The following is a 17,403-nucleotide window of genomic DNA, read 5'->3' as shown; positions in this document are numbered from 1 at the left end:
ACCGCCTCCGGAGTTATCCGCCGTGTCCCTTGCCCTGCTCGACGCCGCCCAGACCGCGGCCCGCCTGCCGTACCCCGCGCTGGCCCGCGCCATTGCCGGCATGCTGGCTGAACTGCGGGACGGCACGGCCATGGCGCCGCCGCGCATTGCCTTGCCGGTGGGCGATGCGGCCGGTGGCGAAGGCACGCTGCTGGTGATGCCGGCGCGTAACCGTGAACTGGTGATGACCAAGAACATCACCGTGCACCCCGGCAATCCGCGGCGCGGCCTGCCCAATATTCTCGGTGAAGTGGTGGTGGCCGACGCCCATACCGGGCGCCGGCTGGCGCTGCTGGACGGTCCCACCGTGACCGGCCGGCGTACCGCCGCCGTGTCGCTGCTGGCGGCGCAGACCTTCGCCCCGGAGCCCGGCGGCGAGCTGTTGATCATTGGTGCCGGCGTGCAGGCCCAGACACATCTGGAAGCCTTTGTTGCCGGGCTGGCGCCGCGCCGCGTGTGGTTGCATTCGCGCACGGCCGCCAGGGCCGAAGCCCTCGCCGCGCACGCGCGCACGCTCGGTGTCGAGGCGCAGACGGTGGCGGACGTACGCGCCGTGCTGCCGCGCGTGTCGATGGTGGTGACCGTGACGTCCAGCCTGACCCCGGTGCTGCCGGACCTGGATAGCGGCTTGTGGCGCGACGAGCATTTCATTGCCGCGGTGGGCGCTTTCCGCCCGGAGATGTGCGAGCTGCCGCCGGCGTTGTGCCAGGCGGCCTCGGCACATCGCCGGCTGCTGGCCGACACATTGTTCGGCATCGAGGAGGAGGCGGGCGATCTGCTGCAGGCGGGCATCGACTGGGCCACCGTGCAGCCCTTCGAGCAAGCCATCCTCGCCGCCGATGAATTGCGTGCGCGCAGGGGCAGCCCGCTGGTATTCAAGAGCGTCGGCTATGCCTTGTGGGACCTGGCCGCCTGTGTGCTGGCCAGCGCCGGACCCGGGGCGGGCAACCCGGCGGCCTGACACCGTCGTGCCGTGCTTCTTGAGCCTCGCCGGCCGGTGGACTGCGGGAATTCCCTTATTCGAAGTAGGCCTATACCGCTCAGTAGAATTTTCAGCCGGCGGGCGTCTCATATTCGGTACAGTTTCGAACGCGATTTCGACGGGAAATGCCGCTTTTTTAATGGTTAACCCGGAATTTAGGGTGGGCCTTCTACAAATGTGTTAAGCGCTTGAAACAGACTGGTCATACCAAGCAGGATAATGCGTGCCTCGGGTAGAGAATTAACTAGGAGTAAGAGGCATGTCCCATAAGAAGATCCTGCTGGCCAGCGTAGCCATGCTAATCGCCGGTGCCGCGCAAGCGCAAAGCGCCGGCAGCAACATCGTCAGCCTGGGCTGGTTCCGCGTGATGCCGACCAGTTCCGCCGACCCGCTGGTGGTCGATAGCATCAACGGTGCTCCCGTTGGCCTGACCGAGACCGGTACCAGCGCCAAGATCAAGTCCGCGGATACGCTTGGCATCGCGTTTACACACTACTTTACGGACAATATCTCGGGTGAATTCGTGGCTGGCATCCCGCCGAAGCACGATGTGCAGGGCTCGGGCTCGTTTTCCAAGTACGGCACGCTGGGCAATGTGAAGCAATGGAGTCCGGCGCTGCTGGTGAAGTACCACTTCCTGGAAGCGAAGTCCAAGTTCCGCCCTTATGTGGGCATCGGCGTGAACTACACGTGGTTCACCGACGAGACCATCAGTAACCAGACGTTCGTGAAGTCCGAGTTCGGCCCGAAAGCCACGATGTCGGCCAGCGCCAAGAGCTCGTGGAACCCGGTCTTCAATATCGGTGCCAACTATGCAGTGACCGAGAACTGGTTTGTCGGCCTGTCGGTTTCCTACCTGCCGCTGTCCAGCACCGCCACGCTGACTACGCAGAACGCCGGCCCGGCGGGTAATGCCACCGTGGTGTCGCACACCAAGATCAAGATCGATCCGGTAGTGACCTTTCTGAACGTCGGCTACCGCTTCTAAGCTGCCGTATCGCCAGAAAGCAAACGGGCGCCTCTCGCGAGGCGCCCGTTTTGTTTTTGGGGCAGCCGCGGGCCATGCCCGCGGTGCCAGCTTATGCGCTGGCTTTGACGGGATAGCCGGCCGCTTCGATCGCCTCGCGCAGCGCCTGGCTGCTTGCCGTGGCTTCGACCGTAACCGCCTGCGCGGGAATGTCGGCCGACACCTTCGCGGCCGGATCGAGCGCCTGCACGGCGCGGGTGATGGCGCCCACGCAGTGGCCGCACGACATGCCTTCAACCTGGAACTGGATCATCTGGAATCTCCTGTAGGAAAGGACTCAATGAAAGCGTCCGGCGGCCCCAGAAAAAGCGTACCCACCGCTGCGCTGACCGGGCCGGACTGCATCTACCCCTAAAGTTTGCACCTTCCCACGGTGGGAAGCGCAAGGCCTTTTCGAAGCAAGCTCCGCTCGTGCGGGTGATTGAAGGGTGGCTTGTCTTCGCCCTTGACCTTCCCAGCATGGTAAGGTCCATCATGTGTTGGTCATCATTGAGGATCTCTTTCCTTCAGGCCATGCCCGCCAATTCCCAAGTTCTTCCCATACCCGGCGCAGCGGCGAACGCGCCGGCTTCCGAATGGCGCCTGCCGATCGGCGGCATGACGTGCGCCTCGTGCGTGCGGCGTGTCGAAACCGCGCTGGGCAAAGTGCCGGGCGTGCGGCAGGTCGCTGTTAACCTCGCCACCGAAGAGGCCACGCTGCAAGCCGATAGCGCGGCGGTGTTGCCGGCCGCGGCCGAGGCGGTGAAGGCTGCCGGCTACGAGGTGCCGCACCAGGCCATTGCCTTGTCCATCAGCGACATGACGTGCGCGTCCTGCGTGGCCCGCGTCGAGCGTGCCTTGAAAGCCGTGCCGGGCGTGGTGGATGCACAGGTCAACCTGGCCACGGAGCGGGCCGAGGTCACGGTGATGCGCGGTGCCGTGGATGCCGATGCGCTGGCCGCGGCGGTCGCGCGCGCCGGCTATGGCGCCGTGCCGGTGGGCGGCGAACTGCCCGCGGGCGCGGCGGGCGAGGGCTTCTGGTCCGGGCCGTGGCCGGTGGCGATCTCGGCGGCGCTGTCGCTGCCGCTGATGGCGCCGATGGTGGCGCAATGGTTCGGCGTGCACTGGATGCTGCCGGCCTGGGTGCAATGGTTGCTGGCCACGCCGGTGCAGTTCGTATTCGGCTGGCGTTTCTATAAGGCGGGCTGGAAGGCGGTGCGCGCGGGCGCCGGCAATATGGACCTGCTGGTCGCGCTCGGCACTTCGGCGGCCTATGCCTTGTCCCTGTGGTCGATGTGGCGCGGCGTGGACGGCATGCCGCACCTCTACTTCGAAAGCGCGGCGGTGGTCATCACGCTGGTGCGGCTCGGCAAGTGGCTGGAGACGCGCGCCAAGCGCCAGACCGCTGACGCCATCCGCGCGCTGGCCGCGCTGCGCCCCGATATCGCAATCGTGCGCCGCGATGGCGGCGAAGTCACGGTGCCACTGGGCTTGGTGCGGGTAGGCGACGAGATCGTCGTGCTGCCGGGCGCACGCGTGCCCGTCGACGCCCAAGTGATCGAGGGCAGCAGTCATGCCGACGAATCGATGCTGACCGGCGAGAGCCTGCCGGTGGCCAAGGAGCCTGGCACGCTGCTGACCGGCGGTGCCATCAATTACGAAGGCCGTCTGGTTGCGCGCACCGTGGCGGTGGGCGCTGAAACGGTGCTGGCCCGCATTATCCGCATGGTCGAGCACGCGCAGGCGGCCAAGGCGCCGATCCAGCGCATGGTCGACCGCGTCAGCTCGGTGTTCGTGCCGGTAGTGCTGGGTATCGCCATGGTCACGCTGCTGGGCTGGGGCGTGCTCGGCGGCAACTGGGAAGCGGCCTTGCTCAACGCGGTGGCTGTGCTGGTGATCGCCTGCCCGTGCGCGCTCGGCCTGGCGACGCCGACCGCGATCATGGCGGGCACCGGCGCGGGAGCGCGCGCCGGCATCCTGATCAAGGACGCCGAGGCGCTGGAAGTGGCGCACAGGGTCAAGGTGGTGGCTTTCGACAAGACCGGCACGCTCACGGTGGGCAAGCCGGAAGTGGTGGCGCTGGCGGTGCCCGAAGGCGCCGGCGCGGACGAAGAGCAACGCTTGCTGGCACGCCTGGCCGCGCTGCAGGCCGGCAGCGAGCATCCGCTCGCGCATGCCGTGCTGGCGGCGGCCCGTGCGCGCGGCATCGAGGCGTCGACGGCTACCGATGTGCGCGCGCTGCCGGGCATGGGCCTGGCCGGGAAGGTGGACGGCGTGGCGCTGCAGCTCGGCAGCGAGCGCCTGCGTGCTTCGCTGGGCGCAGCGCCGGGTACGCTCGGCGCACAGGCGCAAGCACTGCAGGACCAGGGGCGCACGGTGTCCTGGCTGATCGAGACGGGCGCGCAGGATGCGTCGCCTGCGCAAGGACTGCCGCGCGTGCTGGGCCTGGTCGCTTTTGGCGACACCATCAAGCCCGGCGCGCGCCGCGCGATCGACCGGCTGCGTGCCGCCGGCGTGCGTACCGTGATGCTGTCCGGCGACAACAGGGGGGCCGCGGCACGCGTGGCCGAGACGCTCGGGCTGGACGAGGTGCAGGCGGAAGTGCTGCCGGCCGACAAGGCGGAGCGCGTCATCGGACTCAAGGCGGGTGGCACCGTGGTGGCGATGGTGGGCGACGGCATCAACGATGCGCCGGCGCTGGCCGCTGCCGATGTCGGGATTGCCATGTCCACCGGCACCGACGTGGCCATGCATGCCGCCGGCATCACGCTGATGCGCGGGGATCCGGCGCTGGTGGCCGATGCGCTGGCGATCTCGCACCGCACTGTGCGCAAGATTCGCGAAAACCTGTTTTGGGCCTTCTTCTACAATGTGATCGGTATCCCCTTGGCGGCAGCGGGCTTGCTGAACCCGGTGGTGGCCGGCGCGGCCATGGCATTCTCCAGCGTGAGCGTGGTCGGCAATGCACTGCTGTTGCGGCGCTGGAAGCCGGCGGGAGACAGAACATGAATATCGGTGAAGCGGCACAAGCTTCCGGCGTCTCCGCCAAGATGATCCGGCACTACGAAGCCATCGGCTTGCTGGCGCCGCCGCCGCGCAGCGAGGGCGGCTACCGGCGCTACGACGAGCGCGCGGTGCACACCTTGCGCTTCGTGCGGCGTGCCCGTAATCTCGGGTTCTCGCTGGACGAGATACGCGGCCTGCTGTCGTTGTGGCATGACCGCGCGCGGGCCAGCGCCGATGTCAAGGCGCTTACCTTGCGTCACGTGGCGGACCTCGAGCAGCGCATCGCCGAGCTGGCCGCCATGCGCGATACGCTGCGCCAGCTGGCCGAGGCTTGCAGCGGCGACGCGCGGCCCGATTGCCCGATCCTGGCGGATATGGCGCGGGCCGGCCTGGACGAGGCTGGCGGTGTGGCAATGCCTGATTGCCATCGCCATGCCCATGAAGGGGACGGCACGGCGGCCACCTAGCCGTGCGGCGCCGGCCAGTGGAATCGTAACGCCAGGCCAGCACCACCGTAGCGGAACAGATATGGAGACCAATCGCATGGATCGACCGAGTACCGCTGCTCCCGCCGGGGCTCCCGCGAGCATTGCCGGCGGTGGTGCCGGCGAGGCCGGTGGCGCTGGTTCCGGTGCCGCGGCTCCGGCGCGGCCTCTCGTTCCCTCTGAAAGCCGCCAGCGCATGCGTGACGGCACGGAACTGCTGCTGCGTACCTGGCAGCCCGATCCCGACTCCTTTCCCGAGGCCACTGGCTCGCTCTTGCTGGTTCATGGCCTGGCCGAGCATTGCGGCCGCTACCAGCACGTGGCCGAGCTGTTGTGCGGCCTGGGCCTGCGCGTGCGCGCCTACGACCAGCGCGGCCATGGCGCCAGCGGCGGTCCGCGCATGGTGGCCGGGCACCCGGACGTGTTTGTCGAAGACCTCACCGAAATCCACGATGCGGCCGTGAGCCAGTGGAAGGAGCTGCCATTCCTGCTGGGCCATAGCATGGGCGGCCTGGTGGCGGCGCGTTTCGCCACGGCACGGGTGCGGCCCGTGCGCGCGCTGGTGCTGTCGTCGCCGGCGCTGGCATTGAAACTCTCCGCACCGATGCTGACGCTGCACCACATGTTGCTGGCGCTGGCGCCGCGCCTGCGCGTGCCGAACCCGATCGACGCGCGCTACCTCTCGCACGATGCGGCGGTGGTGGCGCGGTATCGTGCCGATCCGCTGGTGCAGGGCACCATCAGCGCTAGCGTGCTCGAGACGTTCCTGCGCGGCATGGCGCAGGCGCAGGCAGATGCGATCTTGCTGGAAGCGCCCACGCTGATGCTCGTCGCGGGCGACGATCACATCGTCGACCCGGCCGGTAGCCGCCGCTTCTGCGATAGTGCGCCGCGCGACCTGTGCGAAGCGCGCAGGTTCGATGGCGCTTACCACGAGATTTTCAACGAGGCACAGCCGTTGCGCGGCGAGGTTTTTGCCACGCTCGCCGATTGGCTGCGCAAGCATTTGCAGCCGCAGGCTGCGTGAGCGCATGATGCGTTGCCGGCTGCGGCTTCCTGAACCATTGCACGCGGCCATGGCCCAAGTTCCGCAGCCCGCGCAGGGCCGCATGGTTTCGCAAGCCCGGCGGTGCATTCCCGTGCGGGCCTATCTTCAACCCTTTCAAACGCGGCGCAAGGCCTGACAAGAAAAAAGCATGGAGACTTACGACTACATCATCGTCGGCGCCGGTTCGGCCGGCTGCGTGCTGGCCAACCGCCTGACCCTGGACCCCGAGGTGAGCGTGTTGCTGCTCGAAGCCGGCGGGCGCGACGACTATCACTGGATCCATATCCCGGTGGGCTACCTGTATTGCATCGGCAACCCGCGCACCGACTGGATGTACCGCACCGCCGCGGAGGCTGGCCTGAACGGCCGCACGCTGGGCTATCCGCGCGGGCGCGTGCTGGGCGGCTCGTCGTCGATCAACGGCATGATCTATATGCGCGGGCAGCGCGAGGACTATGACGACTGGGCACGCCTGACAGGCGACGACGGCTGGCGCTGGGACAATGTGCTGCCGCTGTTCAAGCGCAGCGAGGACCATCACCGCGGCGGCGACGAATTCCACGGCGCCGGCGGCGAATGGCGGGTGGAAGGGCAGCGTCTGCGCTGGGATATCCTTGAGCGCTTCATCGAGGCCGCCGAGCAGGCCGGCATCCCGCGCACCGGCGATTTCAATCGCGGCGATAACTTCGGCGTGGGCTACTTCGAGGTCAACCAGCGCCGCGGCATTCGCTGGAATACCGCCAAGGCCTTCCTGCGCCGCGCGGCCGAACGGCCGAACCTGACCATCGTCACCGGCGCGCAGGTCAGCGCCCTGACGTTCGATGGACGGCGTTGCAGCGGCGTGGCCTATCTCGGCGGCGGCACGCCGTTCACGGTGGCGGCGCGCGAGGAGGTGATCCTGGCAGCGGGCGCGGTCAATACGCCGCAGCTGCTGGAGCTGTCCGGCATCGGCCAGCCCGAGCGGCTGCAGGCGCTGGGCATCTCCGTGCGCCACGCGCTGCCCGGCGTGGGCGAGAACCTGCAGGATCACCTGCAACTGCGCAGCGTGGTGAAGGTGGAAGGCGTGCGCACGCTCAATACCCGCGCGGGCAACTGGTGGGGCAAGCTCGGCATCGGCCTGCAGTACGCGGTCAACCAGAGCGGCCCGATGAGCATGGCACCGTCGCAACTGGGCGCGTTCGCGCGCTCGGACGCTTCGTACGCGCGGCCCAATCTCGAGTACCACGTCCAGCCGCTATCGCTCGACAAGTTCGGTGATCCGCTGCATCGCTTCAATGCTTTCACCGCCAGCGTGTGCAACCTGCGCCCGACCTCGCGCGGCAGCGTGCATATCGCGGATCCGGACTTCCGCCATGCGCCGGTGATCGCGCCCAATTACCTGTCCACCGATGCCGACCGCAAGGTCGCGACGGATTCGCTGCGCTTGACGCGGCGCATCGTGGCATCGCCGGCGCTGGCACCCTACAAGCCGCTGGAATGGCTTCCCGGCGCGGCCCTGCAGACCGATGAGCAATTGGCCCAGGCAGCGAGCGAGATCGGCACCACCATCTTCCATCCGGTGGGCACCTGCCGCATGGGGCGTCCCGACGATGCGCAGGCGGTGGTGGACCAGCGCCTGCGCGTGATCGGCATCGATGGCCTGCGCGTGGTGGATGCATCGGTGATGCCGCTGATCACCTCGGGCAATACCAACTCGCCCACCATCATGATCGCGGAGCGCGCCAGCGACATGATCCGCGAAGACCGGCGCCTGCGCGTGAGCGGCGTGGCCGGCAAGGCGGCGGAGGATGCTGATTCCCCGGCGGAAGCTTCGCTCGCCGTCAAGGCGGGAGCCGCAACCCAGGCCTGAATGCGCCGGCATCGCAAAGTTGACGCGAACCTGACACCAACCTGACATCTGGTTCATGTTTCATAATTAGTGCAAACCCGGATGTTTTGCGACGCAGCAGGCGCACACAATAGACGCCGCGATGCCGTGCAGTACCGCTCACATTGGCGCGCCCTCCCGAGGGCGCGTTGCGCGTTCCGGGAGGGCGGGGCACGGCGGGTAGAAAAAGACAAGCGGCGCCAACGCCGCAGCAGCCACGGGGAGCGCAACTGGATTGGCGCGACCCGTGCCGTGGTGGTGCGACAGGCACCACAGTTCTGACCATTTGGCGGTGCCGACCAGAAGCCGGCGCCGCAGCAAGAGGGCGGGCAGGAGACCATGAACCAGCAAGACACGATCCTGGAAACGCGGAACCTCACCAAGGAGTTCAAGGGGTTTACCGCGGTGAGCGACGTCAACCTGCGGGTGAACCGCGGGTCCATCCATGCCTTGATCGGCCCCAACGGCGCCGGCAAGACCACGTGCTTCAACCTGCTCACCAAGTTCCTTGAGCCGACGACCGGCACGATCCTGTTCAACGGCATCGACATCACGCGCGAGAAACCGGCGCAGATCGCCCGGCGCGGCGTGATCCGTTCGTTCCAGATCTCGGCCGTGTTCCCGCACCTGACGGTGCTGGAGAACGTGCGCATCGGCCTGCAGCGGCAGCTCGGCACGTCCTATCATTTCTGGCGCAGCGAGAACACGCTCGACACGCTCAACGGGCGCGGCATGGAACTGCTCGAGCAGGTCGGCCTGACCGACGTTGCGCAGACCGTGACGGTCAACCTGCCGTACGGCCGCAAGCGCGCGCTGGAGATCGCCACCACGCTGGCGATGGAGCCGGAGCTGATGCTGCTCGACGAGCCCACCCAGGGCATGGGCCATGAAGACGTGGCGCGCGTCACCGAACTGATCCGCAAGGTGGCGGTGGGGCGCACCATCCTGATGGTCGAACACAATATGAACGTGGTCTCGTCGATCGCCGACAAGATCACGGTATTGCAGCGCGGCGCGATCCTGGCCGAAGGGCCATACGCCGAAGTATCGAAAGACCCGCGCGTGATGGAGGCCTACATGGGCACCGTCGACGCTGAACTGCAGGGCGCGCACTGAGGAGCCAGGATGAGCACAACGCCCGCACTAGAAATCAAGGACCTGCACGCCTGGTATGGCGAATCGCACATCCTGCATGGCGTGGACCTGACCGTGAATCCCGGCGAGGTGGTGACGCTGCTGGGCCGCAACGGGGCCGGGCGCACCACCACGCTGCGCGCGATCATGGGCCTGACCGGCCAGCGCAAGGGTTCGATCCGCGTCAACGGCACCGAGACCATCGGCATGCCGACGCACAAGATCGCGCATTGCGGCATCGGTTACTGCCCGGAAGAGCGGGGCATCTTCGCCAGCCTGTCGTGCGAGGAAAACCTGCTGCTGCCGCCGCTGCTGAAAGGGCAGGGCGGCAGCGCGGTCACCGGCATGAGCGAGGCCGAGATCTACGACATGTTCCCGAACCTGAAGGAGCGTCGCCAAAGCCAGGGCACGCGCCTGTCGGGCGGCGAGCAGCAGATGCTGGCCGTTGGCCGCATCCTGCGCACCGGGGCCAACCTGCTGCTGCTCGACGAGATCTCCGAGGGCCTGGCGCCGGTGATCGTGCAGGCGCTGGCGCGCATGATCCTGATGCTCAAGAAGAAGGGCTACACGGTGGTGATGGTGGAGCAGAACTTCCGCTTCGCCGCGCCGCTGGCCGATCGCTTTTATGTGATGGAACACGGCACCATCGTCGAGCGCTTCGCGGCTGCGGAGCTGCAGGCCAAGATGCCGGTGCTGAACGAACTGCTTGGGGTCTGATTCACGCCGGCGCGCATCGCCGGCCTGCATCGCAGGCATTGTTTTAGAACGGGAACGGGTGGCGTCACGTGCCGCCGAAACTAAGGAGACAGGTAAATGAAGATGACTCGGGTGGCGGTCGCTCTGGCGGCTATCGTAGCGAGCGTGGCAACGGGTACGGCATCGGCACAGGTCTCGGGCGATACCGTCAAGATCGGCTACATCACCGACTTGTCGGGCCTGTACGCCGACATCGACGGCCCGGGCGGCCTCGAGGCCATCAAGATGGCGATTGAAGACAACGGCGGCAAGGTGCTGGGCAAGCCGATCGAACTGGTCTCGGCGGATCACCAGAACAAGGCCGACATCGCCGCCTCGAAGGCGCGCGAGTGGATGGACCAGCAGGGCCTCGACGTGCTGATCGGCGGCACCAATTCCGGCACCGCGCTGGCCATGAACAAGGTGGCGTCGGAGAAGAAGAGGGTCTACATCAATATCGGCGCCGGCACTGCGCGCCTGACCAACGAGGAATGCTCGCCGTACACCGTGCACTATGCGTATGACACGGTGGCACTGGCCAAGGGCACGGGCAGCGCGGTGGTCAAGCAGGGCGGCAAGTCGTGGTTCTTCCTGACCGCCGACTATGCGTTCGGCCACTCGCTCGAGACCGATACCGCCGCCGTGGTGAAAGCCAATGGCGGCACCGTGGCGGGTTCGGTGCGCCACCCGCTGAACGCCTCCGACTTCTCGTCCTTCCTGCTGCAGGCGCAGTCGTCGAAGGCACAGATCCTGGGCCTGGCCAATGCCGGTGGCGACACCATCAATTCGATCAAGGCGGCCAAGGAATTCGGCATCACCAAGAATATGAAGATCGCCGGCCTGCTGATGTTCATCAACGATATCCACAGCCTGGGGTTGAAGAACACCGAAGGCCTGCTGATGACCGACAGCTGGTACTGGGACATGAACGACGATACCCGCAAGTTCGCCACGCGCTTCTTCGCCAAGATGAAGAAGATGCCGAGCAGCCTGCAGGCGGCCGACTACTCCGCGGCGCATACCTACCTGAAGGCGGTCGAGGCAGCGAAGACCGATGACCCGGACAAGGTCATGGCAGAACTGAAGAAGGCCAAGATTAACGACTTCTACACCAAGGGCTACATTCGCCAGGACGGCCGCGGCATCCACGATATGTACCTGATGCAAGTGAAGGCGCCGGCGGAATCCAAGAAGCCTTGGGATTACATGAAGGTGGTGGCCACCATTCCGGGCGACCAGGCCTTCACTACGGTGGCGGAATCGAAGTGCGCGCTGCTGAAGAAGTAATAACGTGATGTGAATGCATGACGTATGTCGCCCCCGCTCCGGTGCCCTCAACGGGGACCGGAGCGGGGGTCCAGTGTCTTTCTTTGCACCGGGCCAGCAACGGCGCTGGGTTCCCGCCTGGAGGCACGAGCAAGATGATTCCGGCGTGGTGATACTGCCTCAGGCATTGTGTCAGGGCAGATCCGCTACGCTTCATTTTGACTGCGCCTTGCTGGCGGGGAACGACGGACCCCGGCTGGTGCGCAAACGGTAACGCCTGCGATGGACATCTTCGGTATTCCTCTGCCCGCCATGCTGTCCCAGTTACTGCTGGGACTGGTCAACGGTGCTTTCTATGCGATGTTGAGCCTCGGCCTTGCGGTCATCTTCGGGCTGCTCAACGTCATCAATTTCGCCCACGGGGCGTTGTTCATGCTCGGCGCGGTGCTGGCCTGGATGGGCATGAATTACTTCGAGCTCAACTACTGGGTGATGCTCGTGCTGTCGCCGCTGGCGGTGGCGCTGATCGGGATCGTGATCGAGCGCACGATGCTGCGCTGGATCTACAAGCTCGACCATATCTACGGTCTGCTGCTGACACTGGGCATCACACTGGTGATCGAGGGCATCTTCCGGTCGATCTACGGTGTGTCCGGGTTGCCGTACTCGGCGCCCGAGGCGCTCAGCGGCGCCACCGACCTCGGCTTCATGATCCTGCCCAACTACCGGGCCTGGGTAGTGGCTGCTTCGCTGGTGGTGTGCTTCTCCACCTGGTACCTGATCGAGAAGACCAAGCTGGGTGCCTACCTGCGCGCGGGCACCGAGAATCCCAAGCTGGTCGAGGCCTTCGGCGTCAACGTGCCGCTGATGGTGACGCTGACCTACGGCTTCGGCGTGGCGCTGGCGGCGTTCGCCGGCGTGCTGGCGGCGCCGGTGATCCAGATTTCGCCGCTGATGGGGCAGAACCTGATCATCATCGTGTTCGCCGTGGTGGTGATCGGCGGCATGGGCTCGATCATGGGTTCGATCCTGACCGGCCTTGGCCTGGGCGTGATCGAAGGCCTGACCAAGGTGTTCTATCCCGAGGCCTCATCCACGGTCGTGTTCTTCATCATGGTGATCGTGCTGATGCTGCGCCCGGCCGGACTGTTCGGGAGGGAGAAGTGATGAACCAACCAACCGGCGCGGCGGTGGCCGCAGGGCAGACAAGACAGGGGCGGGGCGTGCAGAAGAAACTGTTGTACGGATTGTTGCTGCTGGCGCTGATTCTGGCGCCGATGGCCGGGGCGTATCCCGTGTTCGTGTTGAAGGTGCTGTGCTTCGCGCTGTTCGCCTGCGCCTTCAACCTGCTGATCGGCTACACGGGCCTGTTGTCGTTCGGCCATGCCGCCTTCTTCGGCGGCGCGGCCTACACGGCCGGCCATGCCATGAAGGCGTGGGGCGTCACGCCCGAGGTCGGGCTGGTGCTGGGCACGCTGGCTGGTGCCCTGATCGGGTATGTGGTGGGATATATCGCGATCCGGCGCCAGGGCATTTACTTTTCGATGATCACGCTGGCGCTGGCGCAGATGCTGTTCTTCTTTTGCCTGCAGGTGCCATACACCGGCGGCGAGGACGGGCTGCAGGGCATTCCGCGAGGCAAGCTGTTCGGCCTGCTGCCGCTGGCCAACGACCTGACGCTCTACTATGTGGCGCTGGCCATCATCGTGGCGGCCTTCGCGCTGATCGTACGCGTCGTGCATTCCCCGTTCGGGCAGATCCTCAAGGCGATCAAGGAGAACGAGCCGCGTACCATCTCGCTGGGCTACGATACCGACCGCTTCAAGTTGATGGCGTTCGTGCTGTCTGCCGCGCTGTCCGGGCTGGCCGGCTCGATCAAGGCGCTGGTGCTGGGCTTTGCCACCCTGACGGACGTGCACTGGTCGATGTCGGGCTCGGTGATCCTGATGACGCTGGTGGGCGGGCTGGGTACACTGTCCGGTCCGCTGGTCGGCGCATTTGTGGTGGTGGCTCTTGAGAACAAGCTCGGCGATATCGGCAACTTCCTGGCGTCGGCGACGGGCATCGAGTGGTTCGGCACGCTGGGCGAGTCCGTCACAATGGTCACCGGCGTGATCTTCGTGATCTGCGTGCTGACGTTCCGCCGCGGCATCATGGGTGAAGTGATGGCGCGCTTCTTCGGGAAGTCCCGGGAGTGATCGCCGGGCTACATGCCCGATTTTGGGGCTAGGGTTTCTTCTAGCTTGCTGGAAACGCACCGCTTCGTTACATTGCATATACGGTTTTCGCAGGTTAAATGGAGGCGGAAGCGAGGAGACGACAGGCGCGCAGTCACTAGGCTGGAGTGCCAATATAAGATGAGGGCGTTGCCGGGTGATCCCTGGCAACGCCTTTTTTAATGCCCGCTCGATACCCGTGAACGCCCGTTTGTGGTGCGTAATGCCCCCGCCATGCGGAATCGGCATAAGGGCAGCCAGGAGCGCATGAGACAATGCTGCCTTGCCATCGGGCCCGCCATGCCTTCAGATTTCCCTTCCCCATTTCCTTCCCAGCCCGATCCCGCTAGTGCCCCGGCCCTTCCCGCCGGTCCGCAGGCATTGGTACGTCTTGCCACCCCGGCCGATGCCGGGCCCCTGTGCGCCTGGCTGCAGTCACGGCAGGCGTTGCCCGTAGCGGCGGCGCGCGCCCGGGATGCGCTGGTGGAGAACCTGCTGGCCCGGCCCGAGCGCGGGACCTGCGTGTTGGCGGCGGCCGGGGACGCTGCCGCGCCGCGGCTGATGGGATGCCTCCCCGTGACGCTGGTGCCACATCTCCAACTGTCCGGCCTGGCGGCGTTAGCCGCGGAGTGGTGGGCCGGCGCTGAAGCCGCGCAAGAGGATGCCGCCATGCTGCAGGCCTGTTGCGACCTGCTGGCCGACTGGTGCCGAGCGCACGGCGTGCGGCACCTGCTCCTGGCGCCGGCGCTGCTGAGCGCGCCACAGGCCGCTTCGGCGGGCTTTGTCGCGCACGCCGGGGGCTTGTGGCATCGCAATCTCTCTCCGGCGCCCAAGACCCTGGGCTGACAGGCGTCGCGCCTGACTGGCGCGGCCGTCTCTGCTGCTTCGTTTCCCCTCTTTATTTTTCTCGCATTCCATGGAATTCGCGTTTCTCGCTGTTGCCGCATTTCTTGCCGGCCTGATCGATGCCGTCGCCGGCGGCGGCGGCCTGGTGCAGATCCCGGCCCTGTTCTCCGCTTATCCCAATATGTCGCCGGCCACGCTGCTGGGTACCAGCAAGGTGGCCTCGCTGGCCGGGACCACGAATGCCGCGCTTCGCTATGGACGCAGCGTTCATATCTATTGGGGTGCGACCCTGCCGACGATGCTGTCGGCTTTCGCCTTTTCGATGGCGGGGGCCTACGCGCTCACGCTGATTCCCGCGGAGCCGCTGCGCAAGTCGCTGCCCTTTATCCTGGTCATCCTGCTGGTGTACACAGTGGCCAAGAAGAACCTGGGCACCGAGCATGCGCCGTCGCTGTCGGGCGGCAAGGAGCGCGCGGCGGCATTAGTGGCGGGGGCGGCCATTGGCTTCTACGATGGCGTTTTCGGGCCAGGAACCGGCAGCTTCCTGATGATCGTGTTCGTGCGGGTGTTCGGCTACGATTTCCTGCACGCATCGGCGTCGACCAAGGTGGTTAACCTCGCCACCAACCTGGCAGCGCTGCTGCTGCTGGCGGTGAAGGGGCACGTCTGGTGGCAGCTCGGGCTGGTCATGGCGGTGGCGAATGTGGCGGGCAGCCAGGTGGGCAGCCGCCTCGCGCTCAAGCATGGCAGCGCTTTCGTGCGGCGGGTGTTCATCGTGGTGGTGGCCGCGCTGATCGTGAAGACCGCGTGGGATGCGTTCGGCAACTGAGCGAACACCGCTTGGCGCGATGTCCGCGCGACGCCGTGTCGCTTGCATGTTGCGATGCGGGTTAATCCGGCTACCCGGCCGATATGGCTGTTGCTAGACTCGCTACGCATTCCCGACCGGGCGGTCGGCGAATGCGCGGCCGGTCCGGGGCGCGCCATGGCTTAGCATGGCTAGCTCGTGCCGAGCGCCGCCGGGGATCAAGCGCTGGGCGGGAGACGGAGTGCGGCGAATTTGCATTCGCCATGTGCCCCAGGGTAGCAGGCAGGCGCCGGCGTTGCGCCTGGAGACGGTCCCGCGAGGGACCGGCACAATAAAAAGAATAGAAAGACAAGAACACCAGATTGGGGCATCCGACCGGCCGGAGGCCGGGACGGATGCTTTTTCCGTTTGCCGCAATGGAAGGAGACACGATGACATTCAAGCGCGCCAGCCTGCTGGCTCTCGCTGCCGCCGGCCTGTGCGCCGGCACCGCCAGCGCACAGGTCAAGGTCGGGGTAACGCTATCGGCCACGGGACCCGCGGCTTCACTGGGCATCCCCGAGAAGAACACCATCGCGCTGCTGCCGAAGGAGATCGCCGGCAAGAAGGTCGAGTACATCGTGCTCGACGATGCATCGGACACCACCACGGCGGTCAAGAACACGCGCAAGCTGATCAGCGAGGACAAGGTCGACGTGGTGGTGGGTTCAACCGTCACGCCCAACTCGCTGGCCATGGTCGACGTCGTCGCCGAGAACGAGACGCCGATGATCACGCTGGCCGCCTCGGCCCGCATCATCGAGCCGATGGACGCCAAGCGCTACTGGGTCTTCAAGACGCCGCAGAACGACTCGCAAATGGCAACCGCCATTGCCGAGCACATGACCAACCACAACGTGAAGACGGTGGCCTTTATCGGCTTCGCGGATGCCTACGGCGATAGCTGGGCGCAGGAATTCGCCAAGGTTGGCGAGATGCGCAAGATCAAGGTCGTGGCCAACGAACGCTTCGCTCGCACCGATACCTCCGTGACCGGCCAGGTGCTGAAGATGATGGGGAGCAATCCCGATGCAGTGCTGATCGCTGGTTCGGGTACGCCCGCCGCGCTTCCGGCCAGGGCGCTCAAGGAGCGCGGCTGGAAGGGCAAGATCTACCAGACGCACGGCGTGGCCAACCCCGACTTCCTGCGTGTGTGTGGCAAGGATTGCGAAGGCATCTTCCTGCCGGCCGGCCCGCTGCTGGTGGCCGAGCAACTGCCTGACAGCAACCCGGTCAAGAAGCCCGCCATCACCTACAAGACCGCGTACGAAAAGACGTACGGCGGGCAGGTCTCGACCTTCGGCGGCCACGCCTGGGATGCTGGCCTGCTGCTGCAGCGAGCCATTCCCGAGGCGCTGAAGAAGGGCCAGCCGGGTACCAAGGAATTCCGCAGGGCGCTGCGCGATGCGATGGAGCAGACCAAGGAACTGCCGATCTCCCACGGCATCATGAACATGACGCCGACCGACCACCTCGGTCTGGACCAGCGCGCGCGCGTGATGGTGGAAATCGTCGACGGCAAGTGGAAGCTGCAGACCAAGTAAGACTGCCGGCATAGGTGCACGGAGGTGCAAGGAGGGCGCATGGACAGACCATGCGCCCTTTTTATTGCGCGGCGGCTGCGCCACCCGCTACAGGCAATCCCGAGCTTGACACCGCATCCGTCATGCACGATCTTTAACGTGTTAATTATATTGGCGGGCCGACCGGTCCACCCAGGGGCGGGCGAAACGGGATGGCGGCCATGTTGCGCCGCGGGTATGACTGCCTCAGCCATATCGAAAGGTTGGCGCTCACGCTGGCGGATGACCGATGCGGCACTGCGAAACCTAAGGGTTCGTCAGGATTTACGCTATGCGTAAGTTCTTTACTATTTCGTAATTCGTTTTTTCACAAGCCAGCCGGCCTCCCTCGCCGGCAGGGCCA

15 protein-coding genes are annotated in these 17,403 nt (G+C 65.9%); 14 read left to right on the top strand and 1 reads right to left on the bottom strand.

The window, feature by feature from the left end:
* The first annotated feature begins 22 nt into the window (after nt 1-22).
* A complete protein-coding gene (locus ACZY0R_RS36575) occupies nt 23-1,000 on the top strand; it encodes a delta(1)-pyrroline-2-carboxylate reductase family protein (RefSeq protein ID WP_488865374.1) in 978 nt (325 codons plus the stop codon).
* Nucleotides 1,001-1,280: 280 nt separating this feature from the next.
* Nucleotides 1,281-2,009 (top strand): OmpW/AlkL family protein, encoded by a 729-nt coding sequence (locus ACZY0R_RS36570; protein ID WP_488865372.1) that lies wholly within the window; start codon nt 1,281-1,283, stop codon nt 2,007-2,009.
* 91 nt (nt 2,010-2,100) lie between these two features.
* Here ACZY0R_RS36570 and ACZY0R_RS36565 read toward each other — a convergent pair whose 3' ends face one another.
* On the bottom strand, nt 2,101-2,301 hold the full coding sequence (locus ACZY0R_RS36565; RefSeq protein WP_045241998.1) for a heavy-metal-associated domain-containing protein: 201 nt from the start codon (nt 2,299-2,301) through the stop codon (nt 2,101-2,103).
* Between the two features lie 260 nt (nt 2,302-2,561).
* Here ACZY0R_RS36565 and ACZY0R_RS36560 point away from each other — a divergent pair, with 260 nt between their 5' ends.
* The 12 genes from ACZY0R_RS36560 (at nt 2,562) to ACZY0R_RS36505 (ending at nt 17,021) form a co-directional block, all read left to right on the top strand.
* The gene (locus ACZY0R_RS36560; RefSeq protein WP_488865370.1) at nt 2,562-5,036 is read left to right on the top strand and encodes a heavy metal translocating P-type ATPase; all 2,475 of its coding nucleotides are present in this window, start codon (nt 2,562-2,564) and stop codon (nt 5,034-5,036) included.
* Nucleotides 5,033-5,500 (top strand): Cu(I)-responsive transcriptional regulator, encoded by a 468-nt coding sequence (gene cueR, locus ACZY0R_RS36555; RefSeq protein WP_488865368.1) that lies wholly within the window; start codon nt 5,033-5,035, stop codon nt 5,498-5,500. Before ACZY0R_RS36560 ends, cueR begins: the two co-directional genes overlap by 4 nt.
* A gap of 76 nt (nt 5,501-5,576) precedes the next feature.
* On the top strand, nt 5,577-6,545 hold the full coding sequence (locus ACZY0R_RS36550) for an alpha/beta hydrolase (RefSeq protein WP_488865366.1): 969 nt from the start codon (nt 5,577-5,579) through the stop codon (nt 6,543-6,545).
* Between the two features lie 169 nt (nt 6,546-6,714).
* Entirely contained in the window at nt 6,715-8,415 is a 1,701-nt protein-coding gene (locus ACZY0R_RS36545; protein WP_488865364.1) for a GMC family oxidoreductase, read from the top strand.
* A 357-nt stretch (nt 8,416-8,772) separates the two neighbouring features.
* Nucleotides 8,773-9,549, top strand: coding sequence for an ABC transporter ATP-binding protein (locus ACZY0R_RS36540; protein WP_488865362.1), 777 nt, complete (start codon nt 8,773-8,775; stop codon nt 9,547-9,549).
* Between the two features lie 9 nt (nt 9,550-9,558).
* Nucleotides 9,559-10,284: an ABC transporter ATP-binding protein gene (locus ACZY0R_RS36535; RefSeq protein WP_488865360.1), complete on the top strand. Its 726-nt coding sequence runs from the start codon at nt 9,559-9,561 to the stop codon at nt 10,282-10,284.
* Between the two features lie 96 nt (nt 10,285-10,380).
* The gene (locus tag ACZY0R_RS36530; protein WP_488865358.1) at nt 10,381-11,589 is read left to right on the top strand and encodes an ABC transporter substrate-binding protein; all 1,209 of its coding nucleotides are present in this window, start codon (nt 10,381-10,383) and stop codon (nt 11,587-11,589) included.
* A gap of 261 nt (nt 11,590-11,850) precedes the next feature.
* Nucleotides 11,851-12,735, top strand: a complete 885-nt coding sequence (locus ACZY0R_RS36525) for a branched-chain amino acid ABC transporter permease (RefSeq protein WP_045242998.1) — start codon at nt 11,851-11,853, stop codon at nt 12,733-12,735.
* The gene (locus tag ACZY0R_RS36520; protein ID WP_441637028.1) at nt 12,735-13,766 is read left to right on the top strand and encodes a branched-chain amino acid ABC transporter permease; all 1,032 of its coding nucleotides are present in this window, start codon (nt 12,735-12,737) and stop codon (nt 13,764-13,766) included. The genes ACZY0R_RS36525 and ACZY0R_RS36520 overlap by 1 nt, the downstream gene beginning before the upstream one ends.
* 285 nt (nt 13,767-14,051) lie before the next feature.
* Nucleotides 14,052-14,630, top strand: coding sequence for a hypothetical protein (locus tag ACZY0R_RS36515; protein ID WP_488865355.1), 579 nt, complete (start codon nt 14,052-14,054; stop codon nt 14,628-14,630).
* Between the two features lie 70 nt (nt 14,631-14,700).
* Nucleotides 14,701-15,459, top strand: coding sequence for a sulfite exporter TauE/SafE family protein (locus ACZY0R_RS36510; protein WP_488865353.1), 759 nt, complete (start codon nt 14,701-14,703; stop codon nt 15,457-15,459).
* A 410-nt stretch (nt 15,460-15,869) separates the two neighbouring features.
* Complete coding sequence (locus ACZY0R_RS36505) at nt 15,870-17,021, top strand: ABC transporter substrate-binding protein (protein ID WP_488865351.1); 1,152 nt, start codon at nt 15,870-15,872, stop codon at nt 17,019-17,021.
* Nucleotides 17,022-17,403: the final 382 nt, after the last annotated feature.

Source organism: Cupriavidus sp. F041 (assembly GCF_057814235.1).
The sequence above is the reverse complement of the archived record's forward strand: the minus strand, read 5'-3'. Positions and strand labels throughout refer to the sequence as shown.

Excerpts from the sequence above, each read along its gene's own strand:
- ACZY0R_RS36570 (WP_488865372.1), top strand. The coding sequence starts at position 1,281 with ATGTCCCATAAGAAGATCCTGCTGGCCAGCGTAGCCATGCTAATCGCC.
- ACZY0R_RS36565 (WP_045241998.1), bottom strand. The coding sequence starts at position 2,301 with ATGATCCAGTTCCAGGTTGAAGGCATGTCGTGCGGCCACTGCGTGGGC.
- ACZY0R_RS36560 (WP_488865370.1), top strand. The coding sequence starts at position 2,562 with ATGCCCGCCAATTCCCAAGTTCTTCCCATACCCGGCGCAGCGGCGAAC.
- cueR (WP_488865368.1), top strand. The coding sequence starts at position 5,033 with ATGAATATCGGTGAAGCGGCACAAGCTTCCGGCGTCTCCGCCAAGATG.
- ACZY0R_RS36550 (WP_488865366.1), top strand. The coding sequence starts at position 5,577 with ATGGATCGACCGAGTACCGCTGCTCCCGCCGGGGCTCCCGCGAGCATT.
- ACZY0R_RS36545 (WP_488865364.1), top strand. The coding sequence starts at position 6,715 with ATGGAGACTTACGACTACATCATCGTCGGCGCCGGTTCGGCCGGCTGC.
- ACZY0R_RS36540 (WP_488865362.1), top strand. The coding sequence starts at position 8,773 with ATGAACCAGCAAGACACGATCCTGGAAACGCGGAACCTCACCAAGGAG.
- ACZY0R_RS36535 (WP_488865360.1), top strand. The coding sequence starts at position 9,559 with ATGAGCACAACGCCCGCACTAGAAATCAAGGACCTGCACGCCTGGTAT.
- ACZY0R_RS36530 (WP_488865358.1), top strand. The coding sequence starts at position 10,381 with ATGAAGATGACTCGGGTGGCGGTCGCTCTGGCGGCTATCGTAGCGAGC.
- ACZY0R_RS36525 (WP_045242998.1), top strand. The coding sequence starts at position 11,851 with ATGGACATCTTCGGTATTCCTCTGCCCGCCATGCTGTCCCAGTTACTG.
- ACZY0R_RS36520 (WP_441637028.1), top strand. The coding sequence starts at position 12,735 with ATGAACCAACCAACCGGCGCGGCGGTGGCCGCAGGGCAGACAAGACAG.
- ACZY0R_RS36515 (WP_488865355.1), top strand. The coding sequence starts at position 14,052 with ATGAGACAATGCTGCCTTGCCATCGGGCCCGCCATGCCTTCAGATTTC.
- ACZY0R_RS36510 (WP_488865353.1), top strand. The coding sequence starts at position 14,701 with ATGGAATTCGCGTTTCTCGCTGTTGCCGCATTTCTTGCCGGCCTGATC.
- ACZY0R_RS36505 (WP_488865351.1), top strand. The coding sequence starts at position 15,870 with ATGACATTCAAGCGCGCCAGCCTGCTGGCTCTCGCTGCCGCCGGCCTG.